Consider the following 18,735-nt stretch of genomic DNA (forward strand, 5'->3'; position numbering starts at 1 on the left):
GTATACTTTTGTTCCGTTAATCAAAAGATGTCTGAGTTTTGCCTGTATATATGAAATTGCTGGTCTTGACCATCGCCTGTGGTATAGCAACCGTTTTTCACACCTGCTCGGAAACTACACGTAAAGGGGACATACGTACAGCGTCTGGTAGTCAGGAAAAGCAGTCTATCGGGGCGGAACATGCCATATCTCCGGCAAATGAAGAAAAGCGTTGGCCTCAGCGTTTCCGCTTCGGCAGCCGTGCATCTGCGCAGGATATCCGGAAATTGGATATCGACGTGATGCCGGATGGCCGGGGGCTGCTGAAGGGACAACTGTGATCATGAGCGGGGCTTACGACGAGACAGGATACCGGTAACCATTTTTACAGGAACTGGTTGAAGTAAGGGGAACCCAAGGCGGATATCATTTTAACCCAGTGACCCCCCTGGCGGCTGAAGAAGGATGGCCAGGTCGTGCTGGCGAACGAGATAACAGGTAGGAGGCGAGCAAAACCATCAAGTCAATGAGCAGTAAAATTGTCATCGCCGGCGGAACCGGCGCCTTGGGGAGTTTGTTGGTTGGTGCTTTCAGCGGAGCGTACCGGGAGGTTATTGTTTTAAGCCGGTCGGTATCGGGCGTTTCAGGCGCGATACGGTACATCAGATGGGACGGCCGCACGCTGGGCGATTGGGCCGATGAACTGGAAGGTGCAGCAGCGGTCATCAATTTGGCAGGGAAGTCTATCCATATCCGGTTTACTGCAAAAAACCGAAGGGAAATATCGGAATCGAGGGTGCTTTCGACAACCATAATCGGTGATGCCATCCGCCGTTGCAATGAACCTCCGAAGGTATGGATCAATGCAGGTGGCATCTCGATTTATGAGCCGTCGCCGTTATTGCGTACCGAACATGACATTCCCAGTGGCACCGATTTCCTGGCGTCCGTTTCACGGGCGTGGGAGGCTGCCTTCTTGAATGCAGAAGTGCCGGTAACCAGGAAGGTATTGCTGCGGATTAGTCCCGTGCTGCTTTCCAGCGGAGGGATGCTTGCTCCCTTGGTAAGGTTGGCGGGCTTTGGCCTTGGTGGAGCCATTGGCAGCGGGCGGCAATATGTATCCTGGATACATGAGCGGGATTTCGTGAAAATGGTGGAGTGGTTGATTTCGGAAGGTGCCATAGCAGGTGTTGTACATGCCAGTAGTCCGAATCCTGTCCAGAATGGGGATTTTATGCGGATTTTGCGGGAAAAATTGGGTGTGCCGATAGGACTACCTAATCCCGCTTGGTCTGTAAAATTGGGGGCTTGGATAATCGGTACAGATGCCGGGTTAGTATTATCCGGGCGTAGGGTGGTTTCAAGAGTTTCGGCTGATGCGGGATTTCAATTTGATTTTCCGGAATTGGACGCCGCGCTTCATAATTTAATAGTATAATTGCACGTCGGTGAGTGCACAATCTACATATGATGCCATCGTTGTCGGCTCCGGTCCAAATGGGCTGGCGGCGGCCATCACGTTGCAGCGCGAAGGGCTGCAGGTGTTGTTGCTTGAGGCTCGGTCGACCGTCGGCGGTGGGATGCGGACGGCTGAGTTGACGCTTCCGGGATTCCACCACGACGTCTGTTCGGCCGTCCACCCGATGGGAGCTGCGTCACCGTTTTTGCGGTCGCTGCCCTTGGATGAGTTCGGCTTGGAATACGTCCAACCAGAGGTGCTTGCCGCACATCCGTTTGATGACGGTGCTGCGGCAGCCTTATATCACTCCCTTGATCGGACGGCAGACGGCCTGGGTATCGATGGCGGGGCGTATCGTCGGCTATTTGAACCGCTCGTAAAGCAATGGCCGCTTATCGATACGCATATTTTGGGACCGATGTTGAAAATTCCGGAAAAGCCGGGGGCATTGGCGGCGTTTGGCCTGAAGGCGCTCCAGCCTGGGACGCGGATTGCGGCACGTTTCGGGGCGCGCGAAGCCCGGGGGCTGTGGGCGGGTATCGTGGCCCATAGCATGTTGCCGCTCGGGGCATTGACGTCCTCGGCTATTGGCTTCGTGCTTACGGTGGCGGGACACCGCAGTGGCTGGCCTATCCCCAAAGGGGGTTCACAGCGCATAGCGGATGGGTTAGCGGCTTATTTCCGCTCGTTGGGCGGAGTTATCCAAACGAACGTGGTGGTTAATACGCTGAATGGGTTGCCTGAGGCGAAAGCTGTCCTTTTCGATGTATCGCCCCGGCAACTGCTTCGGATATGCGGCGATAGGTTATCATCAGTGTATCGATGGCAGTTGGCACGCCACCGATATGGTATGGGCGTATTTAAGGTCGACTGGGCGTTGAGCGAGGCGGTGCCATTCAGGGCAGAGGCGGCCAGGCGTGCGGGAACGGTGCATCTGGGAGGAACGCTCGAGGAGGTGGCTCGCAGCGAGCGGCAGGTGTGGAAAGGGCAGCATCCTGATAGTCCGTTTGTGCTGTTTGCGCAGCAAAGTGTATTCGACGACTCACGGGCGCCTGCCGGACAACACACTGGATGGGCATACTGCCACGTGCCTAATGGGTCAACAATGGATATGACCGATGCCATAACCAATCAGGTGGAACGGTTCGCTCCAGGATTCCGGGACACCATATTGGCTACCCACACATTCAATACCTCCGAAATGGAGTCCTACAACCCCAATTACATTGGGGGCGATATTAACGGGGGGATAGTCAATATCGCCCAGCTGTTTAACCGGCCTGCATTGCGCTTTTCACCATACCGGACGTCGGCCAAAGGTATTTATATTTGCTCGGCCTCCACGCCGCCTGGAGGAGGTGTGCATGGCATGGGCGGATACTATGCGGCAAAGCAGGCATTGAATGATCTATTTTAATTTTATATCGAATTATACGAAGCGCATATAAATGGCAAAAACAACGATGAGACTTACGGAAGATTGGGCGGTCGTCCTGCTTGGATTCATGATTATCGGGTTGGCGGTTTGGGGACTTGCTATCCCCGTCCCTGTTTATAAATGGGCTGACGGTGTGCAGTTGGCAGCGTTGTTTTCAGCGGCCAACAGCCTGGATGTAATGTACCAGTTCCTGTTTGCCTATGCTATCGTTATTGTGGGCGCGGTGCTTACCGGGAGGCCCCTCCGGCCGCAGCTTTTGGGTTTTCCGTTCGTTTTTATACTGACCATCGGGGCGTTGTTGCTGGCGGGTAATGCTTTTTTGAATGATTTGGGGTTAGAGGCGGTGATTTTTAGCTTGGCCATTGGACTTCTGGTGGGCAATGTGTTTAGGCAGCCCCAATGGTTCAGGGAATCACTCAATGCCGAACTGCTGGTTAAAATCGGGCTGGTGTTATTGGGTACGGGCGTTATATTTTCAGATATTCTCAAGGCAGGGTCGCTGGGGCTGCTGCAGTCGCTTATCGTGGTGCTGTCGGTCTGGTATTTTGCCTTTTGGCTGTGCCGGAAACTAAAGGTGGATGACGAGTTGACCATGATGATTTCCAGCGCCGTGTCCATCTGCGGTGTCTCAGCGGCGATCGCCACATCGGGGGCTATCAAGGGGGACTCCAGAAAATTGTCGTATGTGGTTTCCATGGTATTGATTACGGCCATACCGATGATGATTGCCATGCCCTATCTGGCGAAGGCCTTCGGGTTTTCCGAGGAAATGACCGGTGCCTGGCTGGGAGGCAGTATCGATACAACGGGAGCGGTGGTCGCTTCAGGGAGTCTGGTGGGCGATAGAGCGCTCGAAATCAGTACCATCGTCAAATTCTCCCAGAATGTATTACTGGGTATTGCGGCGCTGGCTATCTCTGTTTACTGGACGTACCGCGGTACGCCGGATGGGGAAGGGGTGGAAAAGCCGGGGCTGGGGGTTATCTGGGAACGCTTTCCGAAATTCGTCCTCGGGTTTCTTGCAGCATCCCTGCTGTTTTCGTTCGTGCTGGATGCCGAGTCGGTGGGCCGGGTGAAAGGCGGTATCAAGAATATCCAGGGACTGTGGTTTGCCCTGGCATTTACGAGTATCGGTTTGGAAACAAATGTTAAAGATTTGCTGGGAAACAATAATATCAAGCCTTTTTGGGCGTTTCTGATAGCCCAATTGTTTAATATCTTGGTTACACTGGCCGTTGCTTGGTGGTTGTTCGGTTGAGGAGTTTAGGCTGCTCGGTCGGTATGCATGTTTTCTTCCTATAGTAGGTAGGTTTTCTGCCTTTAAAAGTCTACTAACTTAGTATACTTTTGTTCGCTCAACAAAAGTATTTAGTATGACAACACGTTTACCATTCAGTTTTAGGGTTTTAGGGCGGTTGGCCTTATTGTTTATCGGTATCGTTTTCGTGCGCGCAGCATACGGGCAGGAGACCACGCCGTTGATTAATGCAACGTTGGAGGGGGTGGTGGTTGATGCGGATACCGGAGAACCGCTGGCGGGTGCAACGCTGCAACTGGCCGGAGTTACCCATAGTACAAAAACCGACCGGCAGGGCAAGTTTCGATTTGTAACAGGCCAGAAGCTGCCTTTTACCGTCATCGTGTCTTACATCGGTTACACCTCGAAACAGGTGGTCATAGCGGAAAGCCCGGCCACCATAGCGTTGGAACGCAGGGCTACCGGGCTTGACGAGGTGGTGGTTACTTCGCGGCGCCGCCTGGAGTCAGCGCAGGAGGTGCCCCTTGCGGTATCCGTGGTTGGTGGGGCGCTGGTCGACGAGGCGGGCGCATTCAATGTAAACCGCGTGAAAGAACTGGTACCTACGGTTCAATTATACTCTTCCAACCCACGGAATACCACCATCAACATCCGCGGGCTTGGGTCTACCTTTGGCCTGACTAATGACGGCTTGGATCCCGGTGTGGGATTTTACATCGACGGCGTTTATTACGCCCGGCCGGCGGCAACCACACTTGATTTCGTGGATGTGGAACAGATTGAGGTGTTGCGGGGGCCGCAGGGAACATTGTTCGGCAAAAACACCACTGCCGGTGCTTTTAACATTACTACCCGGAAGGCAAGTTTCGTTCCCGGGGCAACTTTTGAACTCAGTTATGGCAACTACGGATTTATACAGGCCAAAGCGTCTGTTACCGGACCCTTGGTTAACGAAAAGCTTGCGGCAAGGCTGTCGTTTTCGGGTACGCAGCGCGATGGTACCGTGTATAACGTCAGGAACGACAGGTATGTGAATGACCTGAACAACTTGGGCGCCCGCGCGCAGTTGCTGTTTACGCCTAATGAAAATGTAGAAGTGGTATTGGCGGGCGACTTTTCCCGCCAGCGCCCGAGCGAAGGGTATGCGCAGGTCATTGCCGGGGTGACGGAGACGGCCCGACGGGAAGAGCGGCAGTTCCGGAATATCATCCAGGACCTGGGCTGGCAGCTCCCCAGTGAAAATGCTTTTGACCGCTTGATTGACCAGAACTCAACGTGGCGTTCGGGCAACGATTTGGGGGGTGTTTCGGTAAATGTGGATGCAAAGATAGCCCGGGGCACGCTCACTTCAACCACGGCATGGCGCTATTGGAACTGGGATCCGATGAACGACCGCGATTTTACCGGGCTAAATGCTACGGCCAAATCGCAGGCACCTTCGAGACATACCAATTGGTCGCAGGAAGTACGTTACGCCGGTGATTTCTCGAAAAAACTAAGCGGGGTGGTTGGGGTGTATGCCATTGGGCAGACGTTACGGACGGATCCCGTGCATACCGAAGAGGCGGGCGAGGACCAATGGCGCTTCCAGCAGAGTTCGTTTGGTGCCATCTCTGCCGGAGACTTGGCACCGGGGGGACATTTTTACGGAAGTGCCTTCACGAGCTGGGACGATGCCTGGCGTACCCCGGGCTTGTTTGCCGGGCACGGCTCGGCGATTAACTCTACACTGGAAAGCTTTGGAGCCGCAGTGTTTGCCAACATCGACTGGGCCATCACGGAGAAGCTGCACATTCTACCGGGACTGCGGTATAATTATGACAAGAAAACGGTCGATTTCAACCGGATAGGCTATGGGTTATATGATACTACAGATCCGGTATTGCTTTCCATCCGGACCATTTACAATGATCAGTCGTTTAATTTCACGGCCGATGAGAGTAACCTGACAGGGCAATTGACTGTAGCCTACCGGGCAAATGACCGTTTCAACGCGTTTGCCACATATTCCACCAGCTATAAGCCAGTGGGCGTAAATCTGGGTGGCCTGCCCAACGTCAATGGCCAGCCGGATTTGAGTTTAGCGAGGATCAAACCTGAATATGTACGGCACGGCGAACTCGGCATCAAAACCTCACCAGCCAGGAATACCATCCTAAACGTTGTTGCGCATTTGACCGATATCCGGGACTTCCAGACGCAGGTTCAGGATCCGGATCCTTCCATTGCCCGTGGTTACCTGGCCAATGCGGAAGAAGTGCGTGTAATCGGTGTTGAAATAGACGGCAGCTACCGGCCGAGCAGGAATATCTCCTTGTATGGTGCGCTGGCCTATACAGATGGCAAGTATGTTTCGTTTACCAATGCGCCACTGCCGCTGGAAGAGACCGGGGCAGCGGGTGTGCCGTTCAAGGACGTTTCCGGCCAGCGGCTGCCGGGCATCTCCAAATGGGCCGGAAATATCGGGCTTGAACTTTCTTCCGATGCGGGTAGCCTGATTGGCAAGGATGGCCAGTTCTTCGGAGCGCTGGAAACCTTTTACCGCTCGGAGTTCTCTTCAAGCCCTTCGCCCTCAACGGTGTTGAATATAGATGGTTATGCGCTGGTTAATGCAAGGTTAGGATTCCGTGCCACGGACGGGTTCACTGTGTTCATTTGGTCGCGTAACCTCTTAAACCAGAATTATTTTGAGCAATTGCTGCCGGGTGTGGGCAATGCGGGGCATTACGCAGCGGTGCTCGGGGACCCCCGCACGTACGGTGTGACGCTGCGGTACGCGTTCTAATCTTGTTTCCGCCTTGTTGTGTACAGCTTCTGCGTTGCGAAAATAAAATCTACTAAGTTAGTAGTCTTTCGATATAAAGTATTATTTTTGCCTTATTAACAAAGGTAAGGCCTCAATACGAAGGAACAAACGCATAAATCCTACAGCCTTACGTAAGATTTATGCCCTAACACTAACAGCTATGGCACAGGCGGCTATTTTGGATAGAATCAAAAAAATCAGGAAAGAGCGCGGACTATCACAGGCCGACATGGCCGATGCCTTGCATATCGCGCTCAAGACCTACCAGAATATTGAAGGCGGAGCCACACGCATTGATATCGATCGGTTGGGTATGATTGCCAAAGTGCTGGGCGTGACGCTTTACGAGCTGGTAGAAACCGATGGAATCTCAAGGGATGATATCGTACGGTTTATCCACGAGGAAAAAGCATTTTACCGTAAGATCATCGATGATAAAGATGCCTACATCTCGCAACTGGAAGATAGTATTCGCTTTTATCGGGAAATTCTCCGCGACAATAGGGCGCTTTGAGTGGGAGGTCTCAATAAGATTGTGTAATCTTGCGCGATTGTTGAGCCATAGCTGATGAACCATAGGTTGATGACCAAGCTGCCGGATACCGGCATTTCCATATTTACCCACATGTCGCAACTGGCTGTCCGGCATGGGGCGATAAACCTATCCCAGGGATTCCCGGATTTCGACTGTTCGCCGCGGCTGGTGGCGTTGGTGGCCCAGTACATGCGGCAGGGATATAATCAATATGCGCCCATGACAGGGGTGGCCGGTCTCCGCGAACGGATTAGTGCGAAGGTTGAAGCAACGGCCGGCATATACTACCATCCCGAAACTGAGATTACCGTTACCGCAGGAGCTACCCAGGCGCTTTTTACGGCGATGGCCACGGTGATTCATCCGGGCGATGAGGTCATCTTGTTCGAGCCGGCGTACGACGCGTATGCACCCAGCGTCCGTGTATTCGGCGGCATACCAAAGCCCGTTGCGCTGAACGCTCCTGATTTTGCTATCGATTGGGAAGCCGTAACGCATCTGATGAGCCCTAAAACTCGGTTGATCATCGTTAATTCCCCCAATAATCCCACTGCGCGGGTACTGAGCGATACGGACTACCGGCGGTTGGTTGAAATCTTGCGTGATAACGACTGCTATGTATTGAGCGATGAAGTTTACGAGCACATGGTTTACGACGGCGTGCAGCACCGCAGTGCGATGCATTATGCCGGATTGCGTGAACGGGCTTTTGTGGTGGCTTCTTTCGGAAAGCTGTATCACACCACGGGATGGAAGGTGGGGTATTGCCTGGCTCCTGCTGCACTCATGGCGGAATTCCGTAAAATACACCAATTTAATGTGTTCAGTGTGAACACCCCTGTCCAGCATGCGCTGGCTGAATTTCTGAACGACCCGGAGGAGTATCTTGAGTTGGGCGCCTTTTTTCAGGAGAAGCGCGACTTCATGTTGGAGGCGCTATCGGGTACCCGGTTCCGGGCGCTGCCTTGCCAGGGCACCTATTTTCTTTTGGCTGACTATACAGCCATCAGCGCCCTGCCTGAACGGTTGTTCTGCGAGGCGTTAACCGAACAGCGCGGAGTAGCTATGATTCCTGTATCGTCGTTTTACAGCGAAGAAACCAACCAGCAGCTTGTACGTATCTGCTTTGCCAAGCAGCGCCAAACCCTGGAACAGGCTGCCGATCGCTTGGCTCTTGTTTCTGACCTTTAATACCAATGCTGATGTTTAACAAACTTGATAATGCCGTTTCACGCACCATTGACTATCAGGGTGCGTCATATTTACACTTCGGCGGTACGGCTTATTTGGGGTTGAATACCCATGCCGGATTTCTGGATCTTTATCAAACCGGCTTAGCGCGGTACGGGCTTAATGTGGGCACTTCGCGGAGCAACAACGTGCAGCTGGGCATTTACGAAGAAGCAGAGCGTGCGGCAGCTGAACGGTTTGGGTTTGAATCGGCGCTTATGCTGTCCAGCGGTTTCCTGGCGGCTCAGACCGCCGTGTCTTTTCTGGGTGGCTCGAAGACGGTCATCTTTTCACCTGATTGCCACCCTGCGTTATGGCCCGGGAATTCCCGCCCTGCCCTTACCACAGCGAACTTCGAAGCGTGGGTGGCGGATACGGTGGCCCGGATTAACGGGCATAGCGGCACGGAGTTCGTGGTCGTGAGCAACACGGTGGATAACCTGCAGGTGGCCATCCATGATTTTTCGGGATTTTCAGCCATCTCTGCAGATAAGACGGTATACTTCGTCCTGGATGATTCCCATGGGATAGGCATCCTCCGCGGCCATTATACGGTGCCGCTGCGCGCCAACTTCCATACGGTGGTGGTGGCTTCATTGGCAAAGGGAGTCGGGATTGATGCCGGCATTGTCTTAGGGAAACAGGCGGTGGTTGAACCGCTCCGGCATACGGGCATTTACCTGGGGGCATCGCCGCCGTCTCCTGCGTCGATGTATGCTTTTATCCACGGTGCAGCTATCTATTCGAAGCAATGGGACGCGCTCCAAGCGAACATCAGCTATTTCCAGCAGCATATACGGGCTGATTGCCGCACCGCGCCGGGGTTTCCGGTCGCCTGCTTCAGCCAGCCCGGGCTGTATGACCTTGGGGTTAAAAACCGGATAGTGATGTCCAGTTTCCCTTATCCATTGCCAACGTCCCCGCTACTGAACCGCGTGGTGTTAAGCAGTGTCCATACCAGGGGCGATTTACAGCACTTGTTGCAGGTAGTCAACAGCGTGGCTTAGCTCACCTGCCGTACGCTCGTGGTAGCGCCGCCCTCCAATGTCAGGTCCACCGGCTTGTTGGTTTTCCATGCGCCCCGGGTGAAATCGGGTACATCCAGTGAACGCGACCGCTTAGCTACCGATTTTTCGCTCAGCGGAAAGATGCAGCTCCACAACGCGCCGTCATACACGTCCTGATCAAGTGGCAAGCCGTTACGCAGACAGTCGATCAACCGCCAGTCCATCACAAAATCCATCCCGCCATGGCCTCCTACCTGCTTAGCCACTTCGCCTACATGTTTGATGAGCGCCGGGGTATATTTATCATACAGGTCTTTAAGCTCTTCTTCCTTGACCCAGCTATGGCCGAAGGCGATGCGTTCCGGCGAAGGCCACTTGGAGGCTACGCCTTTGGTGCCGCTGACCAGGTGTATGCGTGAATACGGGCGCGGGGAAGTGACATCGTGCTGAACCATCATGGTTTTTCCTTTAGCCGTATGGATGAGTGTGGTATTCATGTTACCCCTGTAGGGCTTGCCTGCGAACTCCTGGAAGAAGTCGTCTTCCCGGGCCTTTTCTGCGGCCGCGCTGCCCATCATGAAATCGTTGGTCGACATAGAAACGAGGTAATCCATTTTATCTCCCCGATTGATGCCAAGGCATTGGGCAATGGGACCAAGGCCGTGGGTCGGGTACAAGTTGCCGTTGCGGGTGGCGTTCATCCGTAGCCGCCACATATCTGCATAGCCATCCTTTTTGAAGTTAAGGTCCAGCAAGTCATGGATGTATGCGCCTTCTGCGTGGACGATTTCGCCGAACAGCCCGTTGCGAGCCATGTTGAGCGTGAGCATCTCGAAGAAATCATAGCAGCAGTTTTCCAGCATCATGCAGTGCTTCTTGGTTTTCTCGGAGGTTTCAACGAGCTCCCAGCATTCATCTATGGTAATGGCAAGGGGTACCTCACATGCCACATGCTTGCCCTGTTTCATCGCGAAGACAGCCATGGGGGCATGGAGGTCCCAGGGGGTGCAGATATATACGAGGTCCAGATCCTCACGGCTTACCATGTCTTTCCAGCCATCGTCGCCGGAATATTCCGTCGCCTTGGGAAGTCCGGCTTTGGCCAGTATATCCTGAGCCTTTGTGGCCTTGGCGGGATCCTTGTCGCAGAGCGCTTTGATTTCAATACCTTCAATGCGCGACATGCGGTGCACCGCGCCCGGTCCGCGCATGCCGAGCCCGATGAATCCGATGCGGACCTTGTCGATTCTCGGTGCAGCGTAGCCGCTCATATTGAACCGTTGCCGGCCGGCGGCACGTGCGCCGATGGCCCACGTGTCGGCTTCAACTTCGCGGGCAACGGAGGGCAACGCGGCTACAGTCCCCGTAAGGAGCGTGGCACTTTTCAGGAAATTTCTTCGATTATAACTCATGGTTAATATTGTTTACGTCTAACTGCGCCTGTCATCACTGAACAAGTATAAGACAGTTGGTGGAGTTATCAAAATGCAGACATAACGCAACCGTTTGTTTTAATTGTACCTATGCCTTCAGGAGGGAAATAAGATTTTTTGAATTTTAGGCAATCGTTTGCTTTGTAAAGTGCTTGATATTATCAGTTAAAATCGCGTTTTTTGTTTAGCGAGCCAATTTATAAAATTATTACTATCCATGTAATTTGAGCGGGTTTAGATTTATGGGGATAGATCGGAAAATAGCATTATGTTTGAAGACAGCTTAATCCCATCGGAAGTAACCAAATCGGCGAAAGATCTCTTCCTGTTATATTATGGAAAGCTTTGCGTTTTTGCAAAGCACCTGTTAGGCGACGGGGAACAGGCCGAAGATGTGGTTCAGGATGTATTTGTGAAGCTATGTGAGCAGCCCGAAATGTTCCCAGACAAGCAGGTCGAAGCAAAACGATACTTATATGTAGCCGTTAGGAACGAGTGCTATAAGGTGTTGAGGCATGAAAAGGTTGTAAGTGAATATCATTATCGGAACGATATCAAAGAATCAACCGAACCAGAAATTATTAACAATATCATCCATGCTGAAGTGATGGGCGAACTGAACAAAGCCATCGAGGCTTTGCCGCAGGGGTGTGCTCTTATTCTGAAGAAAGGTATTTTTGATGGAATGAGTAACCAAATGATTGCTAATGAGCTTAACCTTTCCATCAATACAGTAAAAAGTCAGAAACAACGGGCTATCTCGCTTTTAAAGGCGCGGCTTAGTCCGGATATGCAACCTTTCTTAGTTGTTTTCTTGATTTATATGATTGATTAACAGGTCGTATTTAAATTATTTTTTTTGATTCCACCCTTTTCGCCTGTTGAAGGATTGTACCGTTAAAACGCCAAGGTACAACGCAGGTTCATGGGAAAAGATCCATATTATATCAGTCAGTTAATTGCTAAGTTTCTCCAGGGCGAAGCTACTCCGGCAGAAGTGGAGACGCTGCGGCGCTTAGTAGCGGATGATCCAGGGAAACGGCAGTTGCTGGAACGCTATGAAGACGTTTCTTTCATTCAGGAGGAAATGGATTACATGAATCGCCTGAACAAGCAGGAGGCATGGCGGGCTGTACAACGTAAGCGGAAAAGTCAAAATAAACGGAAGCCCATTACGGGTTTTATACGGCGGTTAGGTTATGCCGCCGCGGTTCTCGTAATATGCCTTGTTATTTGGCGGCAGTTTTTGCCCCGTCAGGCCAACGAACGTATCATTGAAGATATAACTTACGGGTACAATAATGACGTTTTGCCCGGAAAGACTCAGGCAGAACTCATCCTGTCGAATGGTAAAACAATCAAGCTGGGTGAAGACTCGCTGCAGCTTATGGAGACTGATGGCAGTATGCTAAGCAGTGAGCGCGGGATATTGTATTATACCGTTAAAGACTTAGTTGCTGAATTGGGGTCGAACCAATTGTCTAATACCATCCGTGTTCCCCGTGCCGGCACGTACCAGGTGGTATTACCCGACGGCACCGTAGTTTGGTTGAACGCGCAATCAGAACTGACGTATCCCGTAACCTTTGCCGGAAACAAACGGGAAGTAACACTATCTGGCGAGGCGCATTTCGATGTAGCCCATTTACCTGAATCTACTTTTGTGGTACAGACCACGCAGGGCGACGTCCAAGTATTGGGTACTCGTTTTAACGTCAATACCTACGACAGGAACCATACCTATACCACGCTGATCAGCGGAAAAGTGAATATAATCCATGCAGGAATCAACCGCGTAATCAAGCCCGGTCAGCAAGCGGTTAGTAGTGCGACCGGCGGCGTAGCTGTCCATGAAACCACGATTGAGAAAGTGACGGCATGGCGGGACGGTTACTTTTATTTTAGTAATGATCCCATTACCTCAATCATGGAACAGTTGGCACGTTGGTATGGCGTTGATGTGCGGTATGAGGGCAATATCCCCTCACGCCCGTATGGAGGGAGCATCGGGCGAGATGTTACCCTTGGCAAAGCATTGGACATGTTAAAAAAAGTCAGTGGCCTTACATTCCAGATTAATGGCACAACGGTAATCGTCAAAAGTACTAACGATTAAAACAAGGAGGAGCTATGGTATAAAGATATCAATTAAAAAAATAACCGGAGATGCTCCACCATCCCCGGTTTGAACAGAACTGAATCCAATTATTTTTCAATCCTAATTGTAAAATTATGAAATACTTTAACAACGGCAAAGTATTCTGGGGTACCCATGTATGCTTAAATCGGGCCGTTTTTTTCTTCATAAGGATGGTGAAAGTCACGATATGTCTAATTTTAGTGTTTTCATTAGGTGGCTATGCCTCGGGGAATGCCCAAGAAGTTACCCTAAATGTAAAAAATAAAACCCTAAAGGAGGTTTTTGCAGAGATACGCAAGCAGACGGACTACCATTTTCTTTATGACGAGACGATGATTAGCAAGTTCGCTCCCGTGTCCATAACGGTAAAAAGCCAACCAATTGACAAGGTATTGACCAAGTTATTGGATGAGCGGAAAATCTCATATGAAAAGCAAGGAAATACTATCCTGCTTCTTAATAAGCATCCCGTCAAGCGTCATACCAGCCGCGCCGATGTGGAAGTCAGCGGTATTGTAACGGATTCATCAGGTACCGTACTCCAAGGGGTCAGTATTGTCGTTAAAGGACATCCACAAATCGGCACTTCCACAGACATCAATGGCCGCTTTATTCTCGTTGTTCCTGAGCGGTCAACATTACTGTTCAGCTATATGGGTTATATCAGCCAGGAGGTGGAAGTAGCTGGCGGCACGAACCTTGAAATTATTATGCTACCTGATGCAACAGGGCTCGAAGAAGTGGTAGTGGTTGGATTCGGGCAACAGAAGAAAGAAAGTTTGGTCAGTTCCGTTTCTTCGGTGAAAGGAGAACAATTACGCATGCCCACCCGCAGTTTGAGCAATAACCTTGCAGGGCAGATTCCGGGCTTAATCGCGGTACAGCGTTCGGGAGAGCCGGGTTATGATGACGCCGAATTCTGGATCCGTGGGGTAAGTTCCTTTGCCGGAGGTACGAGGCCGTTGGTTCTTGTAGACGGTGTGCCGCGAAACATGAACGATATCGAACCAGATGAAATAGAGACATTTACTTTGCTCAAAGATGCTGCCGCGACTTCTGTTTATGGGTCCGAAGGGGCAAACGGTGTTATCTTAATCACATCCAAACGTGGAAGAGTCCAACGGACGGCCATTTCTTATCGGGGTGAGGCTAGCCGTCTGACACCAACCCGTGTGCCCCGGTTCGCAAATTCGTTTGATTATCTTAGTCTGTATAATGAAGCGTTACGGAATGAAGGCAAACTACCAGTGTATAGCGATGAGGTGTTGGCCAAGTACGCGTCCGGTGAGGATCCCGACCTGTATCCCAACAGTAATTGGTGGGATATTTTAATGAAAGATCATACCTACAATACCCGCCACACGCTCAATTTCAGAGGAGGTAACGAACGGGCGCGTTTTTTTGTTTCCGGCGCTTACTTTGGCGAAAGCGGGCTGTATAAAGTGAACAACGAATTCAATAACAATGCCGGCCTGAACCGCTACAACCTTCGGAGCAACGTGGATATCGACGTAACGAAGTCGACTTTGTTACGCATCGACCTGAGCGGGCAGTACCTGGAAACCAACAACGCGAGAAATGCTTCAAATGCCATATTCGAACGCATATCGCGGATCCCTCCGCATCTTTTTCCCGCGATATATTCCGACGGTACTTTAGCGGAACATCCTTCTTATACCGGAAATAAACGGAATCCGTATAATTATTTGACAGAAACCGGTTATCGAAAGCAGTGGCGTACCGGAATCCAGTCAAGGGTAGATTTGGAGCAGAAGTTGGATTGGATCGCACAGGGCTTGAAAATCCGTGGCGCAGCGAGTTACGACGCTAATACATTGTATGAGATGAGCCGGACAAAAGCTCCGGACGCCTACTTCGCTGAAGGCCGGGATGAGGAAGGTAACCTTATTTTCAGAAAAATTACGAACTACGAGCCATTCGGTGAACCGGCCGAGTCGAGTTCTGGCAACAAGAATATTTACTTAGAAACCGCTTTGAATTTTGACCGTACGTTTGCTAATCACACGGTCAACGCGATGGCGCTTTATTACCAAAAAGAGCAGCAACTGCATAACGAAGCGCTCGCATTCCGAAAGCAAGCTTACGTGGGAAGACTGGCATACAGCTTTGGTAACCGCTATTCAATAGAGGCCAATTTCGGGGTGACGGGCAGCGAACAGTTTGCTAAGGGTTACCGGTATGGATTTTTTCCGGCGGTTGGGGTGGCTTGGAACCTCGCCAATGAACCGTATTTCCCCGAAAGCTTGCAGCATGTGGTGAATAGTTTCAAGCTCAGGGCGTCCATCGGACGCACGGGCAACGACAATACCGGGGGTAGTCGGTTTATGTATAGACCCACGTTCGCAAACGGAGATGGTTATAGCCTGGGGATAGGCAGCACCGGAGCGATTAACGGCATCAGTGGCAACGGGCTGGTTGAAGGCCGTTTTGCTGCCCCCTCACTTTCATGGGAAATCGAACTGAAGCGCAATTACGGTATTGACGTTACCTTATGGAATGGGCAGGTGACCTTACAAGCTGATTATTTTGACAACCTGCGCACGGATATTCTCCTTCAGCGGCGTACTGTTTCTGAGGTGGCCGGATTTAGGCAAGCCCCTTGGCAAAACTATGGGAAAGTGGAAAACAAGGGCATTGATGGCAGCATTAACGTCAATAAACAATTCGGTGAAGTAACGCTTGGTGTGCGTGGAAATGTTACGTTTGCACGGAACAAAATTCTGGAGTATGATGAGATACCGCAGGCTCATGAATGGATGAGTGTGACGGGTAAGCGATTGAATGCACTTTCAAACTTACTGGTCGCTGAACGTCTGTTTACGGACGATGACTTCCATATCACTACTGACGATTCAGGGAATGCTGTTTACAGGCTGAAAGATGGAATCGCCCGGCAAACTTATGTGTCTCAGGTGATGCCCGGAGACATCAAATACGTTGATCTGAACAACGATGGTGTAATAGATGATTTTGATCGTGTAAGAGATTCGCACCACCCCCTAATACCCGAACTGATGTACGGATTTGGCGTGAGTGTCGGATACAAAGGGTTTTATTTCAACGGATTTTTTCAGGGTGCCGGCAATGTGTCGGTTAACTTAAATAATCAAGCGAATGCTTTCATGCCGTTTCATTGGGGGGTTGAAGAATCAAACGTAAGACAGGAAATCGTGGAAAGCCGATGGACACCGGAGAATCCTTCACAGAATGTCTTTTTTCCGCGTCTCCGGGTTACCGAAATGGCTAATACCAACACGGCGAGTACATGGTGGATAAGAGACGGATCTTTCATCCGGTTGAAAAACGTGGAGCTGGGGTATAGCTTTAACAAGCCGCTGTTTGCTCAGCGCATTCAGGCAGCTCGACTTTATCTGATGGGACAGAATGTCGCCCTGTGGGATAAAGTAAAGATGTACGACCCCGAGATAGGGAACAGTGCCGGCGGTACCCGGTACCCTATTCCCAGCATATGGACATTTGGTTTGGAGTTCACCTTGTAAATAAGACCATGAAAAGAACGGTATTTTTTCCAGTAGTTTTGTTATCCCTGCTGTTAACCGCAGTATCTTGCAATACGGGTTTCCTTGACGTATCCAAAGAATTGGCTGAAGAACGGGATCTTGAGCAGGTTTTCTCAACTCCGGCTGACGTAAGGCGTTGGCACCGGAATATTTATTCAGGAATCCCCAATCCGGCCCAATATTGGGATCATAATAACTTTACCGGCTTGCATAATCCCTGGAACCGGATGACCGATGAGGTCAAAATCAGGCAAGTGGTGGATTTCAATCTTGCTCCATACAATGCGGCACATACGCGTTTCCGTAGGTGGCAGTTATACCAGCAGATCCGGCAGGCCAACGTGTTTCTGTCGAACGCCCGTGAAATTCCAAGGGAAGGATTAGCTGATTTCATCAGTAAAGAGGAAATCGATGAGCTCATCGCTCAAGCACGGTTCCTCAGGGCATACTATCACTATTTGTTATTTGAATTATACGGCCCGATTCCAATAATGGATTATGTGGCAGACCCGGAAGATAAAGGGCTGGATTTTGCACGGAATTCGGTAGACGAGGTGGTGGAGTTTGTTTACAATGAATTGACAGCCGTTGCCGAGCAGTTGAAAGATCCGGATCTTAGCAATCAACAGCAATTGGCAGTACCCACTAAAGGAACAGCGCTGGCTGTACGTGCGCGTCTCCTGGTATATGCTGCCAGCCCGCTGTTCAATGGGGGCTATCAAGAAGCGTTGAATGTGACCAATACAGACGGCAAACGCCTGTTTCCGGATGCGGATCCGTCAAAATGGGAACGAGCGTTGCAGGCCCTTCAGGAATTCATTGATTATGCAGAATCCGGACATTACGCGTTACATCAAGAGTATACAAACGGTGTTGCCGATCCGCATAAAAGCATTTACGAACTGTTCATGAAGTATAATAGGGAAGTGATCTTTGCGCGGTCGGATGTCGATTGGGCTCCGGTAGACCAGCAAATCAGGCCGCGGGTGGTGCAAGGGGCATCAAACCCCACCGGCACTTTCCACGTGTTGCAAGAGCTGGTTGATGACTATTTTATGATGGATGGTTTTTCAATAGGAGAATCACCGTTATATTCCGAAAGTGGGTTGTCGGTTGAAGGGGAAGATTTATCGGGACAGACGGAACCGGGAACCTTTCGCATGTATATAAACCGAGAGCCCCGCTTCTATCAAATGGTGTTTTACAATGGGAGAAAATGGCACGTGGGTAATGAGCAAGTTTGGTTTCAGAAGGGCGGCAACAGCGATAATAGCCAGCAGGATCACGCGTTGACGGGCTATATTCCCTACAAATTCATTAGCCGCAGGGTTTATGCTGCAGGCAGCCATCCAAGAAGCGAATATCGACCAGCAATCATCCATCGGTTGGCAGAATTTTATTTGCTTTATGCAGAAGTGCTTAATGAGGTCAATCCTGCTGATTCCCGGATAATTCGGTACGTAGACTTGGTGAGGGAAAGGGCGGGTATACCGTTGTTGATTGATATTAAACCAGAGATTATCGGAAACCAGGCGTTGCAACGAGAGGCTATCCGATCCGAGATGCGCGTTGAACTGGCGATGGAAGGCCAACGCTATTTTGACGTGCGGCGGTGGATGATTGCGGAAAATGACCCTGGAGAAGGAGGACAGGGTGGTGCATTCCATGGAATGAACATGAATGCAGCAGACCTGTCTGAGTTTTACAAAAGAACAAAATTGGAAGACAGAGCCTGGGATAGAGCAATGTATTTATACCCGATACCCTTGTCAGAGATCCAAAAAAGCAGACTGCTGGTTCAGAATCCGCTGTATTAAGTTCTCGGCGGATATCCGTTCCGGAATGCGCTTATTCTGCTACAGTATGATGGCATGGCTCCGGGAGATTTCCCGGAACCATGCCTCACTG

13 protein-coding genes are annotated in these 18,735 nt (G+C 50.9%); 12 read left to right on the plus strand and 1 reads right to left on the minus strand.

What is annotated here, in order from left to right:
* Nucleotides 1-50: 50 nt before the first annotated feature.
* From BM030_RS12090 to BM030_RS12125, 8 genes are all read left to right on the plus strand, one after another.
* Nucleotides 51-320, plus strand: coding sequence for a hypothetical protein (locus BM030_RS12090; protein WP_090973864.1), 270 nt, complete (start codon nucleotides 51-53; stop codon nucleotides 318-320).
* A gap of 185 nt (nucleotides 321-505) precedes the next feature.
* Nucleotides 506-1,417: a TIGR01777 family oxidoreductase gene (locus tag BM030_RS12095; RefSeq protein ID WP_090973865.1), complete on the plus strand. Its 912-nt coding sequence runs from the start codon at nucleotides 506-508 to the stop codon at nucleotides 1,415-1,417.
* Between the two features lie 10 nt (nucleotides 1,418-1,427).
* Entirely contained in the window at nucleotides 1,428-2,855 is a 1,428-nt protein-coding gene (locus tag BM030_RS12100) for a phytoene desaturase family protein (protein ID WP_090973866.1), read from the plus strand.
* A gap of 31 nt (nucleotides 2,856-2,886) precedes the next feature.
* Nucleotides 2,887-4,134: a YeiH family protein gene (locus BM030_RS12105; protein WP_090973867.1), complete on the plus strand. Its 1,248-nt coding sequence runs from the start codon at nucleotides 2,887-2,889 to the stop codon at nucleotides 4,132-4,134.
* A gap of 115 nt (nucleotides 4,135-4,249) precedes the next feature.
* Nucleotides 4,250-6,919 (plus strand): TonB-dependent receptor, encoded by a 2,670-nt coding sequence (locus tag BM030_RS12110; protein WP_090973868.1) that lies wholly within the window; start codon nucleotides 4,250-4,252, stop codon nucleotides 6,917-6,919.
* 199 nt (nucleotides 6,920-7,118) lie between these two features.
* Nucleotides 7,119-7,454: a helix-turn-helix domain-containing protein gene (locus BM030_RS12115; protein WP_211657596.1), complete on the plus strand. Its 336-nt coding sequence runs from the start codon at nucleotides 7,119-7,121 to the stop codon at nucleotides 7,452-7,454.
* A 54-nt stretch (nucleotides 7,455-7,508) separates the two neighbouring features.
* Nucleotides 7,509-8,666: a methionine aminotransferase gene (locus BM030_RS12120; protein ID WP_090973870.1), complete on the plus strand. Its 1,158-nt coding sequence runs from the start codon at nucleotides 7,509-7,511 to the stop codon at nucleotides 8,664-8,666.
* Between the two features lie 11 nt (nucleotides 8,667-8,677).
* The gene (locus tag BM030_RS12125; RefSeq protein ID WP_139215887.1) at nucleotides 8,678-9,712 is read left to right on the plus strand and encodes a hypothetical protein; all 1,035 of its coding nucleotides are present in this window, start codon (nucleotides 8,678-8,680) and stop codon (nucleotides 9,710-9,712) included.
* Here the strand turns inward: BM030_RS12125 and BM030_RS12130 are convergent.
* A complete protein-coding gene (locus BM030_RS12130) occupies nucleotides 9,709-11,124 on the minus strand; it encodes a Gfo/Idh/MocA family protein (RefSeq protein WP_090973872.1) in 1,416 nt (471 codons plus the stop codon). The two genes, BM030_RS12125 and BM030_RS12130, sit on opposite strands and share 4 nt — an antisense overlap.
* 289 nt (nucleotides 11,125-11,413) lie before the next feature.
* Between BM030_RS12130 and BM030_RS12135 the strand changes: the two genes are divergently transcribed.
* The 4 genes from BM030_RS12135 (at nucleotide 11,414) to BM030_RS12150 (ending at nucleotide 18,644) form a co-directional block, all read left to right on the plus strand.
* A complete protein-coding gene (locus BM030_RS12135) occupies nucleotides 11,414-11,980 on the plus strand; it encodes an RNA polymerase sigma-70 factor (RefSeq protein WP_090973873.1) in 567 nt (188 codons plus the stop codon).
* A gap of 90 nt (nucleotides 11,981-12,070) precedes the next feature.
* Entirely contained in the window at nucleotides 12,071-13,261 is a 1,191-nt protein-coding gene (locus tag BM030_RS12140; protein ID WP_090973874.1) for a FecR family protein, read from the plus strand.
* 224 nt (nucleotides 13,262-13,485) lie between these two features.
* Nucleotides 13,486-16,806: a TonB-dependent receptor gene (locus BM030_RS12145; RefSeq protein WP_244518903.1), complete on the plus strand. Its 3,321-nt coding sequence runs from the start codon at nucleotides 13,486-13,488 to the stop codon at nucleotides 16,804-16,806.
* 8 nt (nucleotides 16,807-16,814) lie between these two features.
* On the plus strand, nucleotides 16,815-18,644 hold the full coding sequence (locus tag BM030_RS12150; protein ID WP_090973876.1) for a RagB/SusD family nutrient uptake outer membrane protein: 1,830 nt from the start codon (nucleotides 16,815-16,817) through the stop codon (nucleotides 18,642-18,644).
* The last annotated feature ends 91 nt before the right edge of the window (nucleotides 18,645-18,735 follow it).

This window comes from Parapedobacter composti, assembly GCF_900112315.1.
Classification (GTDB): Bacteria; Bacteroidota; Bacteroidia; order Sphingobacteriales; family Sphingobacteriaceae; genus Parapedobacter; species Parapedobacter composti.